The 22,308-nt window shown below is 70.7% G+C and carries 17 protein-coding genes; 11 read left to right on the top strand and 6 right to left on the bottom strand.

All coding sequences use genetic code 11. The annotated features are described in order from the left end of the window. Nucleotides 1-63: 63 nt before the first annotated feature. From ACIBO2_RS34745 to clpB, 7 genes are all read left to right on the top strand, one after another. The gene (locus tag ACIBO2_RS34745; RefSeq protein ID WP_397302410.1) at nt 64-2,958 is read left to right on the top strand and encodes an AAA family ATPase; all 2,895 of its coding nucleotides are present in this window, start codon (nt 64-66) and stop codon (nt 2,956-2,958) included. A gap of 133 nt (nt 2,959-3,091) precedes the next feature. After that, entirely contained in the window at nt 3,092-3,568 is a 477-nt protein-coding gene (locus ACIBO2_RS34740; RefSeq protein ID WP_357954175.1) for a general stress protein, read from the top strand. A gap of 65 nt (nt 3,569-3,633) precedes the next feature. After that, a complete protein-coding gene (dnaK, locus tag ACIBO2_RS34735; RefSeq protein ID WP_358552273.1) occupies nt 3,634-5,532 on the top strand; it encodes a molecular chaperone DnaK in 1,899 nt (632 codons plus the stop codon). A 1-nt stretch (nt 5,533) separates the two neighbouring features. Next, on the top strand, nt 5,534-6,190 hold the full coding sequence (gene grpE / locus ACIBO2_RS34730; RefSeq protein WP_358552271.1) for a nucleotide exchange factor GrpE: 657 nt from the start codon (nt 5,534-5,536) through the stop codon (nt 6,188-6,190). Continuing rightward, on the top strand, nt 6,190-7,125 hold the full coding sequence (locus ACIBO2_RS34725; RefSeq protein WP_397302405.1) for a DnaJ C-terminal domain-containing protein: 936 nt from the start codon (nt 6,190-6,192) through the stop codon (nt 7,123-7,125). The genes grpE and ACIBO2_RS34725 overlap by 1 nt, the downstream gene beginning before the upstream one ends. Beyond that, nucleotides 7,122-7,415 carry a chaperone modulator CbpM gene (locus ACIBO2_RS34720; protein ID WP_358552267.1) on the top strand — a complete coding sequence of 98 codons (294 nt, stop codon included), beginning with the start codon at nt 7,122-7,124 and terminating at the stop codon, nt 7,413-7,415. Before ACIBO2_RS34725 ends, ACIBO2_RS34720 begins: the two co-directional genes overlap by 4 nt. A gap of 27 nt (nt 7,416-7,442) precedes the next feature. Then, a complete protein-coding gene (gene clpB / locus ACIBO2_RS34715; RefSeq protein WP_397302401.1) occupies nt 7,443-10,046 on the top strand; it encodes an ATP-dependent chaperone ClpB in 2,604 nt (867 codons plus the stop codon). Here clpB and ppk2 read toward each other — a convergent pair. Further along, nucleotides 10,035-10,937 (bottom strand): polyphosphate kinase 2, encoded by a 903-nt coding sequence (gene ppk2 / locus ACIBO2_RS34710; protein WP_358552263.1) that lies wholly within the window; start codon nt 10,935-10,937, stop codon nt 10,035-10,037. The two genes, clpB and ppk2, sit on opposite strands and share 12 nt — an antisense overlap. Nucleotides 10,938-11,086: 149 nt before the next feature. Further along, nucleotides 11,087-11,995 carry an acyl-CoA desaturase gene (locus tag ACIBO2_RS34705; protein ID WP_397302566.1) on the bottom strand — a complete coding sequence of 303 codons (909 nt, stop codon included), beginning with the start codon at nt 11,993-11,995 and terminating at the stop codon, nt 11,087-11,089. A 309-nt stretch (nt 11,996-12,304) separates the two neighbouring features. Between ACIBO2_RS34705 and ACIBO2_RS34700 the strand changes: the two genes are divergently transcribed. From ACIBO2_RS34700 to ACIBO2_RS34685, 4 genes are all read left to right on the top strand, one after another. Beyond that, nucleotides 12,305-13,612, top strand: coding sequence for a cytochrome P450 (locus tag ACIBO2_RS34700; RefSeq protein WP_397302396.1), 1,308 nt, complete (start codon nt 12,305-12,307; stop codon nt 13,610-13,612). A 2-nt stretch (nt 13,613-13,614) separates the two neighbouring features. Then, nucleotides 13,615-15,219: a peroxidase family protein gene (locus tag ACIBO2_RS34695; protein WP_358552257.1), complete on the top strand. Its 1,605-nt coding sequence runs from the start codon at nt 13,615-13,617 to the stop codon at nt 15,217-15,219. A 92-nt stretch (nt 15,220-15,311) separates the two neighbouring features. Continuing rightward, the gene (locus tag ACIBO2_RS34690; RefSeq protein ID WP_397302393.1) at nt 15,312-17,453 is read left to right on the top strand and encodes a hypothetical protein; all 2,142 of its coding nucleotides are present in this window, start codon (nt 15,312-15,314) and stop codon (nt 17,451-17,453) included. Nucleotides 17,454-17,579: 126 nt separating this feature from the next. Then, nucleotides 17,580-17,816 carry a hypothetical protein gene (locus ACIBO2_RS34685; RefSeq protein WP_397302390.1) on the top strand — a complete coding sequence of 79 codons (237 nt, stop codon included), beginning with the start codon at nt 17,580-17,582 and terminating at the stop codon, nt 17,814-17,816. A gap of 22 nt (nt 17,817-17,838) precedes the next feature. On the opposite strand, the gene ACIBO2_RS34680 is transcribed toward ACIBO2_RS34685, so the two are convergent. From ACIBO2_RS34680 to ACIBO2_RS34665, 4 genes are all read right to left on the bottom strand, one after another. Continuing rightward, nucleotides 17,839-19,362 (bottom strand): flavin monoamine oxidase family protein, encoded by a 1,524-nt coding sequence (locus ACIBO2_RS34680; protein WP_358552251.1) that lies wholly within the window; start codon nt 19,360-19,362, stop codon nt 17,839-17,841. An 80-nt stretch (nt 19,363-19,442) separates the two neighbouring features. After that, nucleotides 19,443-20,435: an NlpC/P60 family protein gene (locus tag ACIBO2_RS34675; protein ID WP_358552249.1), complete on the bottom strand. Its 993-nt coding sequence runs from the start codon at nt 20,433-20,435 to the stop codon at nt 19,443-19,445. A 268-nt stretch (nt 20,436-20,703) separates the two neighbouring features. Continuing rightward, nucleotides 20,704-21,117 (bottom strand): peptidase inhibitor family I36 protein, encoded by a 414-nt coding sequence (locus tag ACIBO2_RS34670; RefSeq protein WP_397302387.1) that lies wholly within the window; start codon nt 21,115-21,117, stop codon nt 20,704-20,706. Between the two features lie 96 nt (nt 21,118-21,213). Further along, complete coding sequence (locus tag ACIBO2_RS34665; protein WP_358552245.1) at nt 21,214-22,098, bottom strand: hypothetical protein; 885 nt, start codon at nt 22,096-22,098, stop codon at nt 21,214-21,216. Nucleotides 22,099-22,308: the final 210 nt, after the last annotated feature.

Here is a 22,308-nt window from a genome sequence, read left to right as displayed (position 1 = left end):
AGGGAAAAATCTCCCCCGGCATGAGATTTGTCACCTCCCGTCCGGAAAGCCAGGAATTGGGGGATGCGAATGTGGGAACGCGATCGGGAATGGCACTGTGTCGAGAGCCTGCTGCGCACGATAGAGGGGGGCGCGGCCGGGACGCTGCTGGTGGACGGCGAACCGGGGGCAGGCCGGACCCGCCTACTCACCGAAGCCGCCCGCGCCGCGGGCGAGCGCCACATCAGCGTGCTCCAGGGCGGCCCGGGGGAGCTGGGCGAGCTGATCCCTTGCGGAATGCTGTACCAGGCTCTCGACCTGCGCTTCGAGCCCGCCGCCGGCGGTGATCCCGGCGACTCGCGGGCGCGTACCCTCGAACGCCTGAGATCCGGCCTCGAGGAACGGGCCACGGGACCGGTGCTGGTCGTGCTCGACGACCTGCACTGGGCGGACCCGATGACGCTGATGGTGCTGCGCGCCCTGCACCACGTGCTCGCGTCCCGGCCCATCGGCTGGCTGCTGAGCCGATCCACCGCAGTGGAACAGGGCCAGGCCGCCTTCCTGTTCGATCTCCTGGAGCGAGAAGGAGCCGCCAGAGTCGAGCTCACGCCGCTCTCGCCGGAGGCGGTCGTCGGGCTGATGACGCAGACGCTCGGGGCGTCACCCGAGCCGGCCCTGCTGGCACTGGCGGACGGCGCCGGCGGCAATCCGCTGCTGATCAGCGAGCTGCTCGCCGGTCTCCGGGACGAAGGGCGGCTGGGAGCCGGAGCCGTCCTGCCGCATGGATACGTTCCCCACCGGCTGCGCATGGTCGTCCGCCACTGGATCGAGGCGCTCAGCACGGGTGCCAGGAATCTGGTGGAGACCGTCGCCGTGCTGGGCCGGTCCTTCTCGCCGGAACAGGCCACGTCACTGCTGGGCACCACACCGGCCGCCCTGCTTCCGCTGGTCGAGGAGTGCATGGCGGCGGGCATCCTGGCCGCCACCCCACAGGGCCTCACCTTCCGCCACGAACTGGTCAGGTTCGTGGTCGCCACGCGAGTCCCGCAACCGGTACGGCACGCGCTGCTGGACCAACTCGGCGTCCGCACCCACGCCGAACCGGCGAGCCGGCCTCCGGATGTCCACGCCGGACCTTCGAGTCGGCCATCGGATGTCAACGCCGGGCCGGCAAGCCTGCCACCGGGCATCTACGCCGGACCGGCGAGTCGGTCGCCGGACGTCTCCGGCCCCGGCCCCGGCCCCGGCCACAGTTCCAGCCATGGCCCCGACCCTGGCCGCAGCCCCGGCCACCTGGTCGCCGTCATCGACACGGCGATCGCGGGGGGGCGGCTGCAGGAGGCCGAGCGGCTGGTCAACGAGGGCCTGGCCGATCGCGACCCGGCGGACGACGCGGCCGAACTGCGCTGCCTCCTGTCGGACATCATGTATCTGACCGGCCGGATCGAGGAAGCCCTGCGGCTGGCCGAGACGGTGCTGGCCGTGCCCGATCTGCCCGGCCACGTGCGCGACCGGGCGGTCCTGGTCCGGCTGTACGCCCTGACGCGCCTGCGGGGGTCGGGCACATCCGCCCAGGAGTACGCGTACGAGGTCCTGGAAGGCGGCGCCCGGCACGGTCCGGTGGCCACGGTCGCGGCCTTGGTCACGCTCGCGGTCGCCGAGTGGGAGGAGGGCCGGCTCTCCGAGGCACTGGCGTTCGCCGAGGATGCCCGGCGGCTGGCCGTCACGGACGAGCGGCCGGCCGGGACGGACGACTCGCCCGTGCATCGCTACGAATCCCTGCTCGTCTCCGCCGCGCTGCTCATGGACATCCACCGGCTCGACGAGGCCCGCGCCATCCTCCGGGAGGCCCGTGCGGACATGTCCGCCGACGGCCACCTGACCTGGACCGCGTACGCCTCCGCTCTGGAGGCGCGGGCCGAGCTCGCCGCGGGCCGTTTCGCCGACGCCGTCACCGAGGCGGAGAGAGCCCTGGACCTGGCCACCACCTTGGGCACCCCACTGCCCGCCACGGTGGCCAACGCCGTCCTCGCCACCGTCGCGCTACGGCGCGGCGACCTGCGCGCGGCGTCACGGTACGTCGCGGACGCAACAGGCGGCCCACTCGACGGCCATCCACGCCACACCCTGCTGACGGCACAGGTCGCCGAGGTACGCGACGGACCGCTGAGCGCGATGACGCTGCTCACGGCCCTTCCCGCTGCACGCGGGCAGGCGGATCTTCGCGCGCCACGCGGACTCGCGGACTCTCCCGTCCCGCGTGGGCAGGACTCTCCCGCCCCACCCGGGCTCGCGGACCTCCCCACGCCACTCGGCCGGCTGCGTTCGATGCTCGCCGTGGACCCTACGGCGGGTGCGTGGATGGTCCGCGTCGCCCTGGCCGCCGACGACCGTCCGGCAGCCGAGGCGGTCGTGGCCACCGTGGAGGCGCTCAGCAAGGGCAACCCGGAGTTCGCCGCGCTGGTCGCCTCGGCCGCGCACGCCCGTGGCCTGCTCGACGGCGACTGCGACGCCCTCACCCAGGCCGCCGAGCGGACGGACGACACGTGGGGGCGGGCCTCGGCCGTGGAGGACCTCGGCATGGCGCTCGTCGCGGCCGGGCGGCACGAGGAAGCGGCCGGCAACCTGGATCGCGCCCTCGAGATCTACCAGGACCTCGGCTCCGTCAGGGATTCGGCGCGCGTCCGTAAGCGGCTGCGCGGCATGGGCGTCCGTCACCGCCACTGGAGCTACGCCGAGCGGCCGGTCTCCGGCTGGGACAGCCTCACCGAGACCGAGCGGAACATCTCACTGCTCGTCGCCGACGGATGGACCAACCGGCGGATCGCCGAGCAGACCTTCATCAGCGTGCACACGGTGGCCTTCCACCTGCGGCACGTCTACCGCAAGCTGCAGATCAACTCCCGCATCGAGCTCGTACGCCTCGTGGTGTCGCAGGAAAAGATCGAGACCGGCCCGTCCGGCGTGGCAGGAGCCTGAGCCCGTATGACCGCGCAGACGGTGATGACTACACATCTGGGGGATGTGGCGGACGGATGCCCGGTGAAGCCTCGAAAGCGTACGCACTCGTAAGCGTACGCAGAGATATCCCGCCTGAACGCGAGGAGGAGCCGTGTCTCTAGCATCCCCGGGCCCGATCACCGCGAACCGGGTCCCGGTCGCCAGTTATCCGACGTACGCCGAGGCCGAGAAGGCCGTGGACTTCCTGTCCGACCACGGGTTCCCCGTACAGGGAACGCTCATCGTAGGCGTGGGACTGCGCTCGATCGAGCGGGTGGTCTCGCGCATGACGTACCTGCGCGCCGCCGGGTTGGGCGCCGCGTCCGGAGCCTGGTTCGGTGTGCTCATCGGCCTGTTCCTGGGGATCTTCTTCGCGCCCAGGCCCTCGGCCATGGTCGGCCTGCTGCTGTGGGGCCTGCTGTGGGGGCTGATCGCCGGAGCGATCTACGGCCTGATCTCGCACTCGGTGCACGGCGGCCGCCGGGACTTCGTCTCGGAGAGCGGGCTGGTAGCCGACAAGTACGACGTCCTCGTCGAATCCGAACACGTGGCCAGGGCCCAGGAACTGCTCGGCAAGACAAGCGGCTAGCAAAAAGAAAAAAGCGGCCAGCGAAAAAAGCGGCCGGCGAAAAAAGCGGCTAGGGGGAGCTCGCCATGGCGAAAGCAGTCGGTATCGATCTCGGTACGACCAACTCGGTGATCGCCGCCACGGAGGACGGTCAGCCCACGGTCATTCCCAACGCGGAGGGGTCCCGGACGACACCGTCGGTGGTGGCGTTCACCGACCAGGGCGAACGGCTGGTCGGCCAGCTGGCCCGCCGACAGGCCATACTCAACCCTAAGGGGACGATCTACTCCGCCAAGCGGTTCATCGGCCGCCGCTACAACGAGGTCGAGAGCGAGATCCACGCGGTCTCCTTCGACGTGGTGGAAGGGCCGGACGGATCGGTACGCTTCCAGGTCGGCGACAAGCAGTACGCGCCGGAGGAGGTCTCGGCCCTGGTGCTGCGAAAGCTCGCCGCCGACGCGGCGAAGTACCTCGGCGAGAAGGTGACCGAGGCCGTCATCACCGTCCCGGCCTACTTCAACGACGCCCAGCGCCAGGCGACCAAGGACGCGGGCCGCATCGCCGGGCTGGAGGTCCTGCGGATCATCAACGAGCCGACCGCCGCCGCGCTGGCCTATGGGCTGGACAAGAAGTCCAACGAGACCGTGCTGGTCTTCGACCTGGGCGGCGGCACCTTCGACGTCAGCATCCTGGACATCGGTGAGGGGGTCGTCGAGGTACGTTCGACCTCCGGCGACGGGCACCTCGGCGGCGACGACTTCGACCGGCGGATCGTCGACTACCTGGCCGATGAGTTCCAGAAGGACCAGGGCATCGACCTGCGCCGCGACCCGCAGGCCCTGCAGCGGCTGTTCGAGGCGGCGGAGAAGGCCAAGGTCGAGCTGTCGGCGGTGACCCAGACCACGATCAGCCTGCCGTTCATCACGGCGGACGCCGCGGGGCCGAAGCACCTCAACACCACGCTCATGCGCTCCACGTTCGAGCAGATCACCGCCGACCTGGTCGAGCGCTGTGTCCATCCTGTGGAGCAGGCGATGGAGGACGCCAAGCTCAGGCCGTCGGACATCGACGAGGTGATCCTCGTCGGCGGGTCGACCCGCATGCCCGCCGTGCAGAATCTCGTACGCAGGCTCACCGGCGGCAAGGACCCCAACATGACGGTGAACCCGGACGAGGTCGTGGCCATCGGCGCGGCGATCCAGGCGGGCATCCTCAAGGGCGAGGTCGAGGACGTCGTCCTGCTCGACGTCACGCCTCTCTCGCTGGGCGTCGAGACGCTCGGCGGCGTCATGACCAAGGTCATCGAACGCAACACCACGATCCCGGCCCGCCGGACCGAGACCTTCAGCACGGCCGACGACAACCAGAACGCCGTCGACATCGTGATCCTGCAAGGGGAGCGGGAGCGCGCGGCCGACAACCGGGTGCTCGGACGCTTCCGGCTGGAGAACATCCGTCCCGCGTCCCGGGGAGAGCCGCAGATCGAGGTCACCTTCGACATCGACGCCAACGGCATTCTCAACGTCACCGCCCGCGACAAGGACACCGGTGCCGAGCAGAAGATCACCATCACCGAGAGCTCCAACCTGGACAAGCAGGACATTGAGCGGATGGTCAAGGACGCCGAGCAGCACCGTGACGAGGACGCCCGGCTCCGGGAGGCGATCGACGCCCGCAACGAGCTGGACTCGGTCGCCTACCAGGTGGAACGCCGCCTGCAGGAGCTCGGCGACGGTGTCCCCGTCCACGAGAAGGCGCGTGCCGAGCAACTCGTCCAGGACGCCCGGCAGGCGGTCAAGGAAGAGGCGCCGCTCGACCGGCTGCGCGGCCTCAGCGGCGAACTCCAGCAGGTCTATCACGGGCTCGCGGTCAGCGGCCGGCCGGAGGGCCAGGCCGGCGTACCGCCGCAGGGCAGGACGGAGGCCGCTGCCGGCCGGGACGAGGACGTGATCGACGCCGAGTTCACCACATCCGACTCGGAGTGACATGAACGGCCACGAAGACCGGACGAACCGGACGGACCAGGCCGAAGCGCCGGCTCGGCAGGCACCGGGCGCGCCCGCGAAGGCGGACGCGCCCAGGTCCACGCCCGCGAAGGCGGACGCGCCCAGGCCCACGCCCGCCGACATGCCCGTGAAGGCGCCTGCGGAACCGCCTGCCGGGGCGCCTGCGGAGACATCCGCCGACGCCTCCGCGGAGACCGACGCGAAGCTCGCCGAACTGGAGGACCGCTGGCTGCGTTCGGTCGCCGAACTGGACAACGTGCGCAAACGCATCGCCCGCGACGCCGAACGGCTGCGGGCCGAGGAACGGGACAGGGTGGCGGCCGAGTGGCTGCCCATCCTGGACAACCTGGAGCTCGCCCTGGGCCACGCGGCCGGTCAGAAAGGCGAGGCGCGAGCCATCGCCGAGGGGGTGCGGGCCGTACGGGACCAGGCCCTGGCGGTGCTGTCCCGCCTCGGGTACGCCCGCCACGACGAGAGGGACGTGCCCTTCGACCCGGTCCACCACGAGGCGGTGGCCACCGTCGAACGGGACGACGTCGCGCCCGGCACCGTCGTCGAGGTGGTGCGTCCCGGTTACGGCGACGGCCAGCGGCAGCTGCGCCCCGCGGTGGTGGTCGTGTCGAAGAAGGCGGAGTGATGGTCGTCCGGCGGGACTTCTACGAAGTGCTGGGCGTCGACCGCAAGGCCGACCAGGACGAGATCCAGCGGGCCTACCGCAAGCTCGTACGCGCCAACCATCCCGACGTCAACAAGGATCCCGGGGCGGAGGACCGGTTCAAGGAGATCTCGGAGGCGTACTCCGTACTGTCCGATCCCCAAACGCGCCGCAGGTACGACGCGTTCGGTCCTGATTTCCGCCAGGTGCCGCCCGACATGGACCCCGAGCAGTACGCCCGCGCCCGCGCCGGGGGCGGCCGCCAGTGGCGTCCGGCGGGGGGAGAGGGCTTCGAGGGCGGCATCGACATCGAGGACCTGCTCGGCGGCATGTTCGGCGGCCGAGGTGGCCGAGGCAGCCGAGGCGGGCGCGGCTGGGGGCCGGTGCCCGGTGCCGACCAGGAGGCCGAGCTGACGCTGACGGTCGAGGAGGCGTACAAGGGCGGCAGCCGCACCATCACGCTGCCCGGCGGCCGGCGGCTGGACGTCACGATCCCTCCGGGTGTCACGAACGGCCGGCGCGTCAGACTCGCCGGTGAGGGCGGCCACGGAAGCGGCGACGCGCCGCGGGGCGATCTCTACCTCATCGTCCGGATCGCCGACCATCCCCGATACCGCGTCGAGGGACGCGACATCCACGCCGTCCTGCCGCTGGCGCCCTGGGAGGCCGCGCTGGGCGCCACGGTCGCCATCGACACGCCGGGCGGCGAGGCGAAGCTCAAGGTGCCGCCGGGCACCCCGACCGGCCGCCGCCTGCGGCTGCGCGGGCGCGGCATGCCCGACCCGCGCGGCGGCGGCGCCGGCGACTTCTTCGCCGAGGTCCGCGTCATGGTGCCGCCCCGGCTCACCGAGGAGGAGCGGCGGCTGTTCGAGCAGCTCGCCGCCGTCTCGGCCTTCGACCCGAGGGGGCGTTCATGACCTACGCACTCGTACGGCCGGCGCGCCTGGACCTGAACTCCTACGCGCGCGCCACCGGCCTGCACCCGGAGGCCATCCGCCGGCTCGTGGCGCTCGGCCTGCTCGAACCGGTCAGGGACGCCAGAGGGGAGCTGTGCTTCCCGCCCGCCCAGGTGGCCGTGGCCGCCCGGATCCAGCGGCTGCACCACGGCCTGTCGATCAACTACGCCGCCATCGGCCTGGTGATCGACCTGCTCGACCGGATCGAGGAGCTGGAAGCAAACCTGCGGCGCTTGTCTGAACGACACTAAAAGGGGGCTGGAGTGGACCCGAACCGGATGACGCAGAAATCGCAGGAGGCCCTGCACGACGCCCAGACCAAGGCCATACGCCACGGGCACACCGAGGTCGACGCCGAGCACCTCCTGCTGGCCCTGCTCGAACAACCGGAAGGGCTGGCACCCCGGCTGCTGGCGGCGGCGGGGGCGAACACGGACAGCCTGATCACCGACCTGGAGGCGGAGCTTTCGCGCCGGCCCAAGGTCAGCGGGCCGGGCACGACACCCGGCCAGGTCTTCGTCACCCAGCGGCTGTCCCGGCTGCTCGACAGCGCGGAGCGGGAGGCGAAGCGGCTCAAGGATGAGTACGTCTCCGTCGAGCACCTTCTCCTGGCCATGATCGAGGAGGGGACCTCGGGCGCCTCGGGACGGCTGCTGCACGGCCAGGGACTGACCCGCGACCGCTTCCTGGAGTCGCTCACCGCCGTCCGGGGCAACCAGCGGGTCACCTCCGCCATGCCCGAAGTGGCCTACGAGGCACTGGAGAAGTACGGGCGCGACCTGGTCGCCGAGGCCCGCGCGGACAAGCTCGACCCGGTCATCGGCCGCGACTCCGAGATCCGCCGGGTGATCCAGATCCTCTCCCGCAAGACCAAGAACAACCCTGTCCTGATCGGTGACCCCGGTGTCGGCAAGACGGCCATCGTCGAAGGGCTCGCCCAGCGGATCGTGCGCGGTGACGTCCCCGAGGGACTGCGCGACAAGACGATCTTCAGTCTGGACATGGGCTCGCTGGTGGCCGGCGCCAAGTACCGCGGGGAGTTCGAGGAACGCCTCAAGGCCGTGCTGAACGAGGTGAAGGCGGCCGAGGGCCGGATCCTGCTGTTCGTCGACGAGCTCCACACGGTGGTGGGCGCCGGGGCGACCGAAGGCGCCATGGACGCCGGCAACATGCTCAAGCCGATGCTCGCGCGCGGCGAACTGCACATGATCGGCGCGACCACGGTCGAGGAGTACCGCCGGCACATCGAGAAGGACGCGGCCCTGGAGCGGCGCTTCCAGCCGGTGCTGGTCGAGGAGCCCTCCGTGGAGGACGCCATCTCGATCCTGCGCGGACTGCGCGAGCGGCTGGAGGTCTTCCACGGGGTGAAGATCCAGGACAGCGCGCTCGTCGCCGCGGTGAATCTGAGCCACCGCTACATCGCCGACCGGTTCCTGCCGGACAAGGCGATCGACCTGGTCGACGAGGCGTGCGCGATGCTCCGTACCGAGATCGACTCCATGCCCGCCGAGCTCGACGAGCTGACCAGGCGGGTGATGCGGCTGGAGATCGAGGAGGCCGCGCTGGCCAAGGAGGACGACGCGGCGAGCCGGACCCGCCTCACCGATCTGCGCAAGGAGCTGGCCGACCTGCGCGCAGAAGCCGACGCGATGCGGGCGCAGTGGGAGGCCGAGCGCTCGGCCCTGCGCAAGGTCCAGGCCCTGCGGCAGGAGATCGAGTCCGTACGGCGGGAGGCGGAGCTGGCCGAGCGTAACTACGACCTCAACCGCGCCGCCGAGCTGCGCCACGGCAAGCTCCCCGAGCTGGAACGGCGGCTGCGTGGCGAGGAGGAGCGGCTGGACACCCGGCAGCACGGGCACCGGCTGCTGCGCGAGGTCGTGACCGAGGAGGAGATCGCCTCCATCGTCTCGCGCTGGACCGGCATCCCGGTGAGCCGGCTGAAGGAGGCGGAGCGCGAGAAGCTGCTGCGGCTGGACGAGATCCTGCACGAGCGCGTCATCGGCCAGGAGGAGGCGGTGCGGCTGGTGGCCGACGCCGTCATCCGCGCCCGCGCCGGCATCAAGGACCCCAGACGCCCCATCGGATCCTTCCTCTTCCTCGGGCCGACCGGTGTCGGCAAGACCGAGCTGGCCAAATCGCTCGCGGCGGCGCTGTTCGACACCGAGGACAACATGATCCGCATCGACATGAGCGAGTACCAGGAGCGCCACACGGTCAGCCGCCTCGTCGGCGCCCCTCCGGGCTACATCGGGTACGAGGAGGGCGGCCAGCTGACGGAGGCGGTGCGGCGCAAGCCGTACTCGGTGGTGCTGTTCGACGAGATCGAGAAGGCCCACGCGGACGTGTTCAACACGCTGCTGCAGGTCCTCGACGACGGGCGGCTGACCGACGCTCAGGGCCGTACGGTCGACTTCCGCAACACCGTGGTCATCATGACCTCCAACATCGGCTCCCAGTACCTGCTCGACGGGGTCACCTCCGACGGCGAGATCAAGCCCGAGGCGCGCGAGCGGGTGATGGGGGAGCTGCGCCGCCACTTCCGGCCCGAGTTTCTCAACAGGGTCGACGACATCGTGCTGTTCAAGCCGCTGACCGAGAACGAGATCGAGCAGATCGTCGACCTGATGTTCGACGACATCCGGTCGCGGCTGGCGGACCGGCGGCTCACCCTGGAGGTCACGGAGGCGGCGCGGCGGCTGATCGCCAACCAGGGATACGACCCGGTCTACGGCGCCCGGCCGCTGCGGCGCTTCATCGCCCGCGAGGTCGAGACCAGGATCGGCCGCGCGCTGCTCAGCGGCGACATCCCCGAGGGCTCGACCGTCACGGTCGACGTCGACAAGGGCGAGCTGACCGTCACCTTCCACGGGTCAGGGGGTTGAGCTTGCCGTGTGGTCCTCGTCGTAGATGTCGGACGCCGACCTGACGATGAGCGGGTCCGGGGTGCCGACCACCTCGTGGTCCTTGTTGTCGTAGTCGAAGCGGCTCAGCACGTGGCGCATCGCCTCCAGGCGTCCCCGCTTCTTGTCGTTGCTCTTGATGACCGTCCACGGCGCCTCGCGGATGTCGGTGTTGAGGAACATCTCCTCCTTGGCACTGGTGTAGTCGTCCCAGCGATCCAGCGAGGCCAGGTCCATCGGCGACAGCTTCCACTGCCGGACCGGATCGACCTGCCGGATGATGAACCGGGTGCGCTGCTCCGAGCGCGTCACCGAGAACCAGAGCTTGACCAGGTGGATGCCGTCGCGCACCAGCGCCCGCTCGAACTGCGGCACCTGCACCATGAACTCCCGGCACTCGGCCTCGGTGCAGAACCCCATCACCCGCTCGACCCCGGCGCGGTTGTACCAGGACCGGTCGAACAGCACGATCTCCCCGGCCGCGGGCAGATGGGCGATGTAGCGCTGCAGGTACCACTGGGTACGCTCCCGCTCGGACGGCTTCTCCAGCGCCACCACGGTGGCCCCGCGCGGGTTGAGATGCTCCATGAACCGCTTGATCGTGCCGCCCTTGCCCGCCGCGTCACGCCCCTCGAACAGGATCACCAGGCGCTGCCCGTTGGCCTTGACCCAGTACTGCAGCTTCAGCAGTTCGATCTGCAACAGCCGCTTGTCGTGGTCGTACTTCTCCCGCGGCAGCCGCTCGGGATAGGGATAGTGCTCACGCCAGGTGTCGACCCGGCTGCCGTCCGGCCGCAGCAGCACCGGATCGTCGTCGTCGCTGTCGTCCACCAGCAGCCCTGGGGTGGAGTCCAGCAGAGAAACCCGCTCCATAACAACCGACTTGCCCAAAAAACGCCCGGTAAAGCGGTATGTGCGAGGCGGACAGTTGAACGCTTGATGTCCGTCCGAGGTCGTCCATTCGACCGCCGGGGCGGCGCTGTCAGGGGCGTCAATCGCGCTGGCCGACACGCTCGGCGCAGTCAGGGGCGCTGATCGCCCTGGTCGACGCGGCGAGCGCTCAGGCGGTCGGGGTCCGGCCAGTGCACGCCGTAGGCCCAGCCCGCCAGCTCGAACCATCGGATCAGCCGGGCGCTGGGGTCGAGTTGCCCGCTGAGCACCCCGTGCCGCGCGCAGGTCGGCTCCACGTGGTGCCAGTTGTGCCAGCCCTCGCCGAGCGTCAGCAACGCCACCCACCGGACGTTCGACGAGCGGTCCCGGGTACGGAACGGGCGATCACCGAAGGTGTGCGCGATGGAGTTCACCGACCACGTGACATGGTGTACCACGGCGTAGCGGACCAGCCCGCCCCAGAACAACGCCGTCCACGCGCCCGCCCACGACATCGACCACAGCCCGCCCACCGCCGCCGGCAGCGCGAACGACAACGCCGCCACGGCCGGATAGGCGGCGTCGAACCGCCGCACGTCCGGGTCGGCCAGCAGGTCGGGCACCCAGTGCCGGCGGCTGGAGCGGTCGCGTGCGGTGTAGAACCAGCCGATGTGGGCGTGCGCCATGCCGCGCAGCAGGGCCAGGCCGCTGTCGCCGTAACGCCACGGCGAGTGCGGGTCGCCCTCGCGGTCGGCGTACTTGTGGTGCCGGCGGTGCTCGGCCGTCCACAGGGTGACCGGGCCCTCGACCGCCATGCCGCCGGCCAGCATGAGCGCGACCCGCAGCGGCCGGTTGCACCTGAAGGCGCGGTGGGTGAAGAGCCGGTGGTAGCCGATGGCGATCCCGAAGATGCTGACCAGGTACATCACCACCGCGATCACCACGTCATGCGGGCCGACGCCCCATCCCCAGGCGGCGGGCACGGCCAGGACGGGAAGCAGCACGGGCAGCACCACCAGGACGATCAGATAGACGGTCCGGCGGCCGGTGGTGGCCGTCACCGTCTCCGTCCTGCCCGAATCCGTCCTGCCCGAATCCGTGGCGTCCGAGCCCGCCCTGCCCGAATCCGGCTGCGGGATGGATGACGAGCTCACACTGCCTCCCATGATCGGCGAGGACGATTGGGCTCCTCATTCAACGGCCGCGTCCCCAGCGCACGGCAATGACCTGGAAGTGATGAACCCGTCACTCAGGGGAATCAAAACACTCCATAGGGTAGTCACCAAGAAATGGGTATCGCATGCCTAGTTGCGGCTACAGACCGTAATGATCTTTGTTCGCTCCGGCGTCGGACAGAAGGGCCATACGGCATGGGTGCTGTCGATCAGACAACCACGGGCGGCCATCTGGAGAGATACGACGAGGCGCTGGCGCGTGATCCGATCTCCGCGTTCGGCCTGGTCCGGGAGTGGTTGCGCAGCGACTGGCGGGCCCTGTTCGCCGAGCTGCGCGAGCGCCGCCCCATCTTCGTCACGCCCGCCTTCACGGTCGTGACCCGCTTCGCCGACGTCACCGAGGTGCTCTCCCGCGAGACGGTCTTCTCCGTACGCGCCTTCGGTCCCCGTCTCGACGCCGCCCTGGGCGGCCCCTTCATGCTGGGCCGGGACGCCACCCCGATGAACTGGCGGGACAAAGGGCTGATGCAGGTCATGCTCGACCCGCGCGACGTGGCCGGGGTGCGCGAGCTGGCCGGGCGCCTGGCCGACGAGCGGCTCGACATCGCCTGGCCGTCCGGCGGCGTCGAAGCGGTCCACGGGCTGTTCCGCCCCGTCGCCCTGGGCGTGTCCGCGACCTACTTCGGCTTCCCCGGCCCCGACGCGCAGACCCTGTCGCGGTGGACGCGGGCCATCGTCACCGACGGCTTCGCCAACTTCCTGGGCGATCCGAAGATCCAGGCCGCGTCGGTCCGCGCGGGTTCGGAGATGATCGCCTACCTGCGCGAGCGGCTCACCGAACGCCGGGCCGCGCTGCGGGCGGGACGGCGCCTGCCCGACGACGTCTTCACCCGGCTCGCCGCCACCGCCCTGCCCGCCGAGATCGGCGTGGACGACGAACGCATCCTGATCAACATGGCCGGCCTGCCGCTGGGGTTCGTGGAGAGCGCGCCCGGAGCCATGGTCGAGGCGGTCGAGCAGCTTCTGCTGCGCCCGGAGGTGCTGGCTCAGGCCATCGAGGCCGCCGGCGACCCCGACCCCGCCCCCTTCGACCGTCATGTCTGGGAGGCGCTGCGGTTCAACCCGTTCTTCAAGCTGCTGCCCCGGCTGTGCGAGCGCGACTACGTCCTGGCCGCCGGCACCCCCCGCGCCACGATGATCCCGGCGGGCACGCTCGTGCTCGCCGCGCCGGCCTCGGCCATGTTCGACGCGGACGTGGTGGCCGAGCCCGAGGAGTTCCGCCTCGACCGGCCGGGCCACCATCAGCTGTTCTTCGGTTTCGGTCAGCACGCCTGCCTGGGCGTGCATCCGGCCAGGGCCGTCATCTGCGAGGCCGTACGCCGGCTGCTGCTGCGTCCCGGGGTGCGCCTGCTCCCGCCGCCGGAGGGGCGGGTCGTCCGGGCCGGCGGGATCTTCCCCGACCGGTTCGTCCTCGGGCTCGGCGCCGAAGGCCAGGAACAATGACGATGGCCAAGCGCCGGACCACGGCGAAGAGCCGGACGACGGCGCGGAGCATCGCCACCGACGGGGCGGTCAACCGGCTTAGGTTCCTGGCGCTGACCAACGGCCGGCCATTCTGGGATCTCGTCCAGTCCATCCAGCCCGTACGGCGGCGCCTCAACGCCCTGCTGATCGACCAGGCGGTCCGCGAGATGCCGCCACGGCCGGAGCCGCTGAGCACGATGGCCGACTACACCTCATGGGCCTCGCTGACCGACCGCACCTACAGCGGCAGGCACCTGCCCCCGCTCGCGGTGCCCGAGAGCGCCCGGCCCACCCCCGAGAAGGCCGCAGACCTGTTCACCCGTGGCGAGAGCATGATCCCGTGCCCGCGCTCCACGGTGCTGTTCGCCTACTTCGCCCAGTGGTTCACCGACGGCTTCCTGCGCGGTGACGTCCACCTCCCGCGCGACCCCCGCAAGAACAGCTCCAATCACCACATCGACCTCAACCAGGTCTACGGCCTGCACGAGACGGCGACGGCGGCGCTCCGTACCTTCCAGGGCGGGCTGCTCAAGAGCCAGTTCATCAACGGCGGGGAGTTCCCGCCCTACCTGTGCGAGAACGGCAAGATCAAACCGGAGTTCGCCGCCCTGAGCGTCATCCGCTTCGCCGAGCTCACCGACCAGCAGCGCGACACCCTGTTCGCGACCGGGAGCGACCGGGGCAACATCCAGCTCGGCTTCACCATGCTGACGGTGCTGTTCCTGCGCGAGCACAACAGGGTGGCCCGCCTGCTCGGCCAGCTCTGCCCGCGCTGGGACGACGAGCGCCTGTTCCAGACGGCGCGCAACATCCTCATCGTGCTGCTGATCAAGCTGGTCGTCGAGGAGTACATCAACCACATCACGCCCTACCACTTCCGCTTCACCCTGGACTCGCGCCTGTCGGCGAAGCTGGCCCACGTGCCCTGGCACCGCGAGAACTGGGCCTCGGTGGAGTTCAACCTCGTCTACCGCTGGCACAGCCTGATCCCCTCCCAGCTGTCGGTGGGCGGCCACGACCTGCCGATGGCGCGGACCCTTCTCGGCGGCGCGCTGATCCCCGAGCACGGCCTCGGCCGGCTCTTCGAGGACGCCTCCCGCCAGCGCGCCGGCCGCGTCGGCCTGTTCAACACCGACCCCCTCCTGAGGGAGGTGGACGTGGCCAGCATCGCCGACTCGCGCACGCTCGGCCTGGCCCCCTACAACAGCTACCGCGAACACTGCAGGTTCCCCCGGGTGCGCGGTTTCGACCAGGTCTCCGGCGACGAGCGGGTCAGCGGCGCGCTGCGGGAGCTCTACCGAAGCGTCGACGACCTCGACCTTTACGTCGGCCTGTTCGCCGAGGAGCCCGGCAACCCGGACGCCATCCTGCCGCCGCTGCTCACGAAGATCATCGCCATCGACGCTTTCTCCCAGGCGCTGACCAATCCGCTGCTGGCCCCGCGGGTGTCCAACGCGGCGACCTTCTCCCCGCACGGCATGCGGATCATCGCGAGCACGCGGACGCTGTCGGACGTGCTGCACCGCAACGTCCCGGAGGATCCGAGCCCCCGCTTCGTCAGCATGACGCGACGGACGGCCCGATGAGCGGCCCTTCGGACGGCTCGATGAGCGGCCCTCCGGTCGGCCCAACGGGCGGCCCGTCGAGTGCCTCGGTGAGTGGTTGGGCGGGAGGCTCGGTGAGAGGTGGGAGCGACCCGGCCGCCGGGTCGATGCGTGCCGCGGCCCGTGAGCTGGTCGACATCGGGGTCACGATCCGGGAGGCGGCGGGCCACGCCACGGCCGCGCTCACCGACGGCGCCCTGCTGCGCGCCCTGCCGCACGCCCCCTCAGCGGGTTACCTGGCCCACCGCGCGCTGCTGCGCGCCATCACCAACGGCGCGGGGCTGGGCTACGCGCTCACCGGCGGCCCGCTGGGCACCCTGGCGGCCAAGCTCGGCGGCATGGCGGGCACGGAGAGCCTGGCCGTACGCGTGCTGGCCACCTCGCTGCGGCTGCGGATCGCCGCCGTCGCCCTCGACCACCCCGAGCTGAGCACCGACCCCATGCTCGGCCGGCTCATCGAGGCCGCCGCCGCCGACCGCGACCTGGAGGCCGTCCGCGCGCTGCGCGCCCTGCTCAAGGACCGCGGCGCCGTACGCGCGCTCAGCGCCCTCGCCCCGGTCTTCGGCGAGGTCCTCGCCCTGCGGGCGCTGCTCGACGAGAATCCGCTCAACGACGACACCGCCTGGCTGATCGCGACGGGCAAGGGCTACGCCACCGCCGACCCGATCACCGGCATGAGCAACAGGATGGTCGCCGTCCTCGACACGGGGGAGGGGGCGGCGCGCCGGGTCGAGCTGTCCGCGGCCGAATCCGCGCGGCTGAGCCCGCAGGGCTCGCTGCTCGGGTTCCTGCGCAACATCAGCGTGGTCGGTACGACGGGACGGGTGCTCATCCAGAGCGTGGCGGGCCTCGACGGAGCGGTGCGTCACGTCGTCCAGGCGCCCGGCATGCGGGCGGGACGGCTCGACGGCGAATCGCCCCAGGACCTGCTCGGCGCCTTCAGCAGCGCCGTGCTGGACAGCAGCCCCTACAGCCGCGCGCTGGCCAAGGCCATCGACGACTACGGTCTGCCCCAAGGCGCCGAGCTGGCACTCATCGGCCACAGCGCGGGCGGCGCGGCCATCATGAACCTGGCCCAGGACGCGGAGTTCTGCGCCCGCTACACCGTCACGCACGCCGTCGCGGTCGGCTCGCCCGTCGACTTCAAGCGGCCCGCCGACCCGCGCACCTGGGTCGCCAGCGTCACCAACCAGCACGACATCGTCCCCACCCTCGACGGGCAGGGCGCGGGCACCTGCTTCGACCTGCATCCCGACTGGTACGTCGTGGCCTACTTCGACGCCACCCACCTGTTCCCGCTCTGCCACAGCATCGAGCACTACATCGCCAACATCGCCGACGACCTGCCCGAGGCGCGTCGCCGGATCGACGGGCGGCTCGGGCCGTTCCGGGGGCAGGTCGTCCGCTCGCAGGCGTACCGGCTGTCCGACCGAGCCCCCCGCCCCGCCGGCTCGCCCTTCCTCACGGTGCCCACGTATGCCATGAACGGGATCGAGCTGCCGATCAGGTGCCACAACGGCAGCGGCCTCACGGCCTACTTCGCCGCGGACCCGGCCGGGGCGGCGGCACTGCTGGAGGGGACCGGGTTCGGGCCCGCCGTACGGGTCGGCGGGCGCGCCTTGGTCGCCGTGCACGCCTCCTGGGACCGGCGTACCAGCGCGGGCGGCGGCTACCGCGAGCTCCACCTCGGGATCGTCGTACCCGGCCCGTGGCGGTCGAGGTCGCCGCGCGTCTGGCTCGATCTGCCGCGCGGGGCCGACCGTCGGCGCTCCGGCAGCTTCCTGGCCGGCTCCGTGATCGACGCCGCCGCCCTCGGCGCCGTGGCGCCACAGCTGTGGGGCGGCGAGCCGTACCTGGTGCCGCTGGAGTTCGAGCTCACCTCCGGTTACGCGCGCATCGCCGTCGGCGGCCTCGACGACCGGCTGCTCACGCTGAGCGGGGTCCTCGGCCCCTGGCTGCTCGTGAGCGACCGCGACCTGGTCGGCTACGCGCGGGGGGCGGAGGGCGGCGCGCTGCGCTCCTGCGTACGGACTCGCGGCCTGGGCCGCCTGCATCCCGTGCCACGGCTCCGGCTGGCCGTGGCGCCGGGGTCGGCGCACCCGCTGGCCCGCCAGCTTCGGGAGCTGGGCCTCGACGGCGCCCGCCCGCTGCTGTGCCTGTCGGCCACCGCCCGCCAGACGCTCCGCGACGCCGCCGCCCCGCTTCCGACCCCCTGAGCGGCCGACCTCCCCTGAGCTGCCGCCCCGCTGCGCTATCGCCCCACGAGCGTTATCCGACCCCCGAACCGCCAGGTACCTGCGCTCCCGACTCCCTGAGCGGCCGACCCCCCGACCGGAGGACCGATGACAGCCGATCCCGCGGCGATCGCCGCCCACGCCGCACTCCTGCAGGCCGACATCCGCGCGCTGGCCGACTGCGCCGTACGTCTGCGCGAGATCGAGGCCAAGCTGGCCGGCGGGACGCCGCCATGGCTGCGCGAGGCGATCGACGCCCACGTCGCCGCCTGCGCGGCGGCCGCCGCCGACCTGACCACGGCGGCGGCGCACCTGCGCCACTACGCCGGGCGGGCGCGCCACTGACGCGCCCGCCCGCCGACTGTGCTCAGCCCGCCTCGTGTACGGCTCGGGCCGCGCTGAGCCCCGACTCCAGGGCGCCCTCGATCCACGCGTGCCACAGTGAGCAGTGCTCGCCGGCGAAGTGCACGCGGCCCTCCGGCGCCATGATCGCGTCATGCAGACTGCTCTGCTGGTGCGGCTCGAACAGGGCGAAGGCGCCGGCCGCGTAGGGGTCGTTGTACCAGGCGTGCGTGACGCCGAACTCGAAGTGGTCGTAGATGTGGGGATGGATCTTGGCGACGTCCTCGAGCGCCTGGTCGATCCGCTTCTGCGAGGACATCGCGCCCCAGCGCAGCGCGTCCTGGCCCCAGGTGTAGCTGGCCAGCATGATCGAGCGTTCGTCGGGGACGGGATGCGAGGGATAGCAGATGCGCCGGATCGGCAGGTCGGTGACCGTGGTGCCGCCGATGATGCCGTCGGTCTGCTCCCAGAACGGCCGCCGCACCTGGAAGAGGATCTTGGTGGAGGCGTTGTAGTTGAGTTCGCGGATGGCGCGCTGCTTGCGGCGGGAGAAGGCGGGCCGGGTCTCGACGTCGCGCAGCACCGAGAACGGGATCGTGCAGATGGCGTAGTCGCCGGTGAGCGTCGTCCGGCCCGATCCGGTCTTGAGGTGCAGGGTGACCGAGTGGTCGTCCTGCTCGATGGCGGAGACCTCGTGACCGAACCGGATGTGGTTCCTGAGCTCGTGGTAGAAGGCGGTCGGCAACCGGTCGGCGCCGCCCTCGATCTCCTGCATGTCCTCGAACGCGCGCCCGATGATCTCGCGGAACTGCTCGATGACCGCCGCGTTGAGGTTGGCCTCCCGGAAGCTCATGACGCCGTAGAGCTCGATGGCCCCCTCGGAGAATCCACGCTCGCGAAGGAAGCTGCGGATGGAGTAGCGGTCATATTCCGCGCAGATGCGGTCGAGCGCGTTCTCGCCCTCCTGCGCGTAGAGGTCGTGGATCTCCTGGGTGGCGGTGCGCCACAGGTCCTCGTAGGTGCGGCCATGCTCGTGCTCGGCCAGGCCGAAGTCGATGATGTCGGGGTTGTCGTTGAGCTCCTTGATCGTGGTCCTGATGCCCTGGATGTAGGCCAGGGCGCGGGGGTTGCCCATGACGAACGGCCGCAGGGTCAGCCCGAACCTCTCGCAGTAGGCGAGTGTGAGGTCGTGCACGCGTGGGATCCGCATCGCGCCCGCCTCGGCGTAGAGGCCGGGCGCGAATCCGCGCAGGGTGAGCACGCGCCCGCCGACCCGCTGCTGGGCTTCCAGGACGATGGGCTCGTGCCCCTGTCGCATCAGCTCGTAGGCGGCGACCAGACCGGCCATTCCGCCACCGATGATCAGTACGCGTTTGTGCGGCCGGCCGCCGGCGGCCAGTCCGTGCTCGGCCGCCGCGACCAGGTCCGCGGGCACTCTGAGGTCGTGACTCGGTCGTGGCGCTCCGGCGGCCATGAGCTCCGCGGGCATGGCCGTACCGAGCGCTGTCGACGGGTTCTCTTCCAGGGGGTCACACTCCTTCGTCGTCACCTAAAGCACATTTATGATCGCTCTAAGTGACGATGAGCGCCAGGGGTGAGCTCGTACGGACTGCGACCCGCGCGTTGTGGTCAGGGGCGGATGGCGCCGAGGAGGCGGGCACGCCAGTAGTCGTCGAGGTCGACCACCTTGACGACGTCCCCGGTCTGCGGCGCGTGGACCATCTTGCCGTTGCCCACGTACATCCCCATGTGGCCCAGCCCTCTGCTGAAGAGCAGGTCGCCGGGCCGCAGCTTGTCGAGTGACACGCGACGGCTCGCGCCCCAGCTCCACTGGGTGTACGTCGTGCGGGGGATCCCGACCCCCGCGGCCCGCCAGGCGGCCTGGGTGAGACCGGAGCAGTCGTAGGAGCCGGGACCCGTGGCGCCGTACCGGTACGGCTTGCCGACCTGGGCGAAGGCGAACTGGAGCGCGGCGAGGGCGTTGCCGGAGGCCGGCCCGGTGTACTTGATGCCGGTGCTGTTGGGGTTGCCGGTCTGGAAGGCACCCAGCTTGCGCAAGATCTTGGTCTGCTCGGCGATGAGCTTCTCGACCTCCGTCTTCTGCCCGCGCACCTTGTCGCGCGCCGCGTCGGTCTCGGCCAGGACGGTCTTGGCGTCGTCGCGCCGATCGCGCAGGTCCTTGGTGGTCGCCTCGTAGGCGCGGAGTTTCGCCGCCCTGTCCTGCGCCATCTGATCGAGGGCGGCCATGCCGCCCAGGGTCGCCTCGGGGGTGCCCTCGACGACGAAGCGTTGCCAGCCAGCGAACTCGCCGAACTGATAGTTGCTCACCGCCACCGCGGCGAGGTCTCTGCGCAGGGCGTCGGCCTGTACGCCCTTGCGGCCGACTTCGGCGTTGAGGGCGTCGTACTTCGTCTTGGCCTTCTGGTAGCTCTCGGTGGCCTGGTTGTACTCCTCGACCACCTTGTCGGCCTGCTCGTTCAGCTTGACCAGCTTGGCTCTGGCCTTGGCCTTGGCCTGCGGGGTGGGCGCCGGCTCGGCGACGGCGCTCCCCGGGGCGGTGGCGGCCCATGCGAGCGACGCCAGCGCCGCGGCCATAGCCATCCGCCCAAGCCTTGTCGGCACGGCCACTACGATGCCTCCTCGTAACAGTCCACCGTTGGCCGGAACCGTACAGAAGTGATGGCCTGTTCGGCGCGGGGACGGCCTGCGCGGTTCCGTACTAACGGCGATAGGGGTGTGGTGCGCCGACCCATGAGGAGATACGCGCACGAACCCCGGGACGTTCAGTGGGCAACCGAGCGGACATGAATGCGCCCCGGCATCGCGGGTGCGATGCCGGGGCGCCAGGTACTGCTATCAGCTTCGTGTCGCTGTCAGCTTCATGCTGCGGTCAGAAGTGGGACTTGACCCGGAAGGTGTCCTCGATGCCGCAGGACGGTCCGTTCTGTCCGTCGAAGCGGACGGAGTCGAAGAAGTCGCGGTAGGTGGAGAAGAAGTTGCCCTTGCCGCCCGGAGACGTCACCGCCGAGCAGCCGCCGTAATTGGCTTCGGAGTAGAGGTGGATCCAGGAGCTCGTCCGGTTCCAGTCGGACTTGCCCCGGTCGGCCATGTTCAAGGTGGCCAGATCCGGCGTGTCGCTCTGGATCTCGATGATGTCGCCCGTGCCGTCGAGGCCGGAGAACATGCAGTAGTTGCCGTCATGGCACCGGTCGTAGCCCGTGGCGGCCTGGGCGGGAATGGTCGGCAGGATGGCCAGCGCGGCGGCTGCGATCGGTAGCGCGAGCATCTGAAGCTTCTTGCCCATTGCCCCTCTTCACGTGAAACTTTCCTTCGATGATGGGTCGAACATACATGATGCGATCTTCCCGACGGAAGAGTTGTGATCGAGGGAAAGGCCGTGTCACACGGGCATGCGCGGCTCCGGCGTCACGGGCCGGGGTGCCTCCGGGGCCGCGAGGTCGGCCAGCCGACCGGCCAGCAGCGCGGCCAGGATCACCCCTCCCGTGACGAGCATGAACACCCAGAACGGCGTGCCCCAGATCGCCAGCTGCGCCTGGACCAGCGACAGGAACAGCACCGCGAGCACGGTGCCCGCCACGCCGCCCCGCTTGCCGTGCACGCTGATCCCGCCCAGCAGGACCGCGGCCAGGGCCGTCATGGTGGTGGTCCAGCCCGAGGCGGGGCTCGCCGCGTGGAGGCGGGTCAGCAGCGCCACTCCGCCCAGGGCGGCGAGCAGGCTCGACCCGCCCAGCCCGACGATGGCGCCGAGCCACACCGACTTCAGGCGCAGGGCGCTCCAGGCCAGCGCGCCGCCCAAGGACACGATGACGAACAGCACGAACCACACAAAGCCCGGAAAGTCACCGCCGGGCTGGAAGAAGACGGTCTGGCCGTCCGCTATCGCGATGACCACCGCCTCGCAGGCCACGGCCGCGCCGAGAGTCACGGCCCACGCCGGAGCCGAGAGCGCGGCGACGAACAGGCCCAGCACGAGCCCGCCGACCGTGGCGAGCACGATCGCGATGATCGCCGCGGCCCAGCCCAGTCCCTGTGTCGCCAGTGACGCGGTGACCATGCCGGTGAGAGCGGAGATCGACCCGACGGCCACGTTGGGCGTCCCGGCGCGGAACGAGAGTGCCAGCCCTGTCGCCACCAGCCCCAAGGGCCCGGCCTGCGCCAGCACGTTGACCAGATGCACGCTCGGCGCGCTCAGCAGCGCTACCACGATCATCCCGATCGTGGCGAGTCCGAGCAGACCTTCCCAGACGAGAACGACAACTCGCATAGGGGCGATCATCCTCGCGTGTATGACAGCAATTCAAGGGCATTCGGACGGGTTGCGGAGAGGGTAGCCCCGATGGCGGGCGTCGTCACCGGCGGCGCCACAGCTCGAGGTGTATCGCTCACGTGTTCTACCCAAAGACGCCAACTCTTGGTAGCGTTACGATCGCATATCGTGGTGGCGGGGGGTGGGCAGGGTGCAGGTTGGGCTCCA

It is taken from the genome of Nonomuraea sp. NPDC050022 (genome assembly GCF_044460705.1).
Classification (GTDB): Bacteria; Actinomycetota; Actinomycetes; order Streptosporangiales; family Streptosporangiaceae; genus Nonomuraea.
Note: the sequence above shows the minus strand (reverse complement) of the source record. Positions and strands in the feature narration are given on the sequence as shown.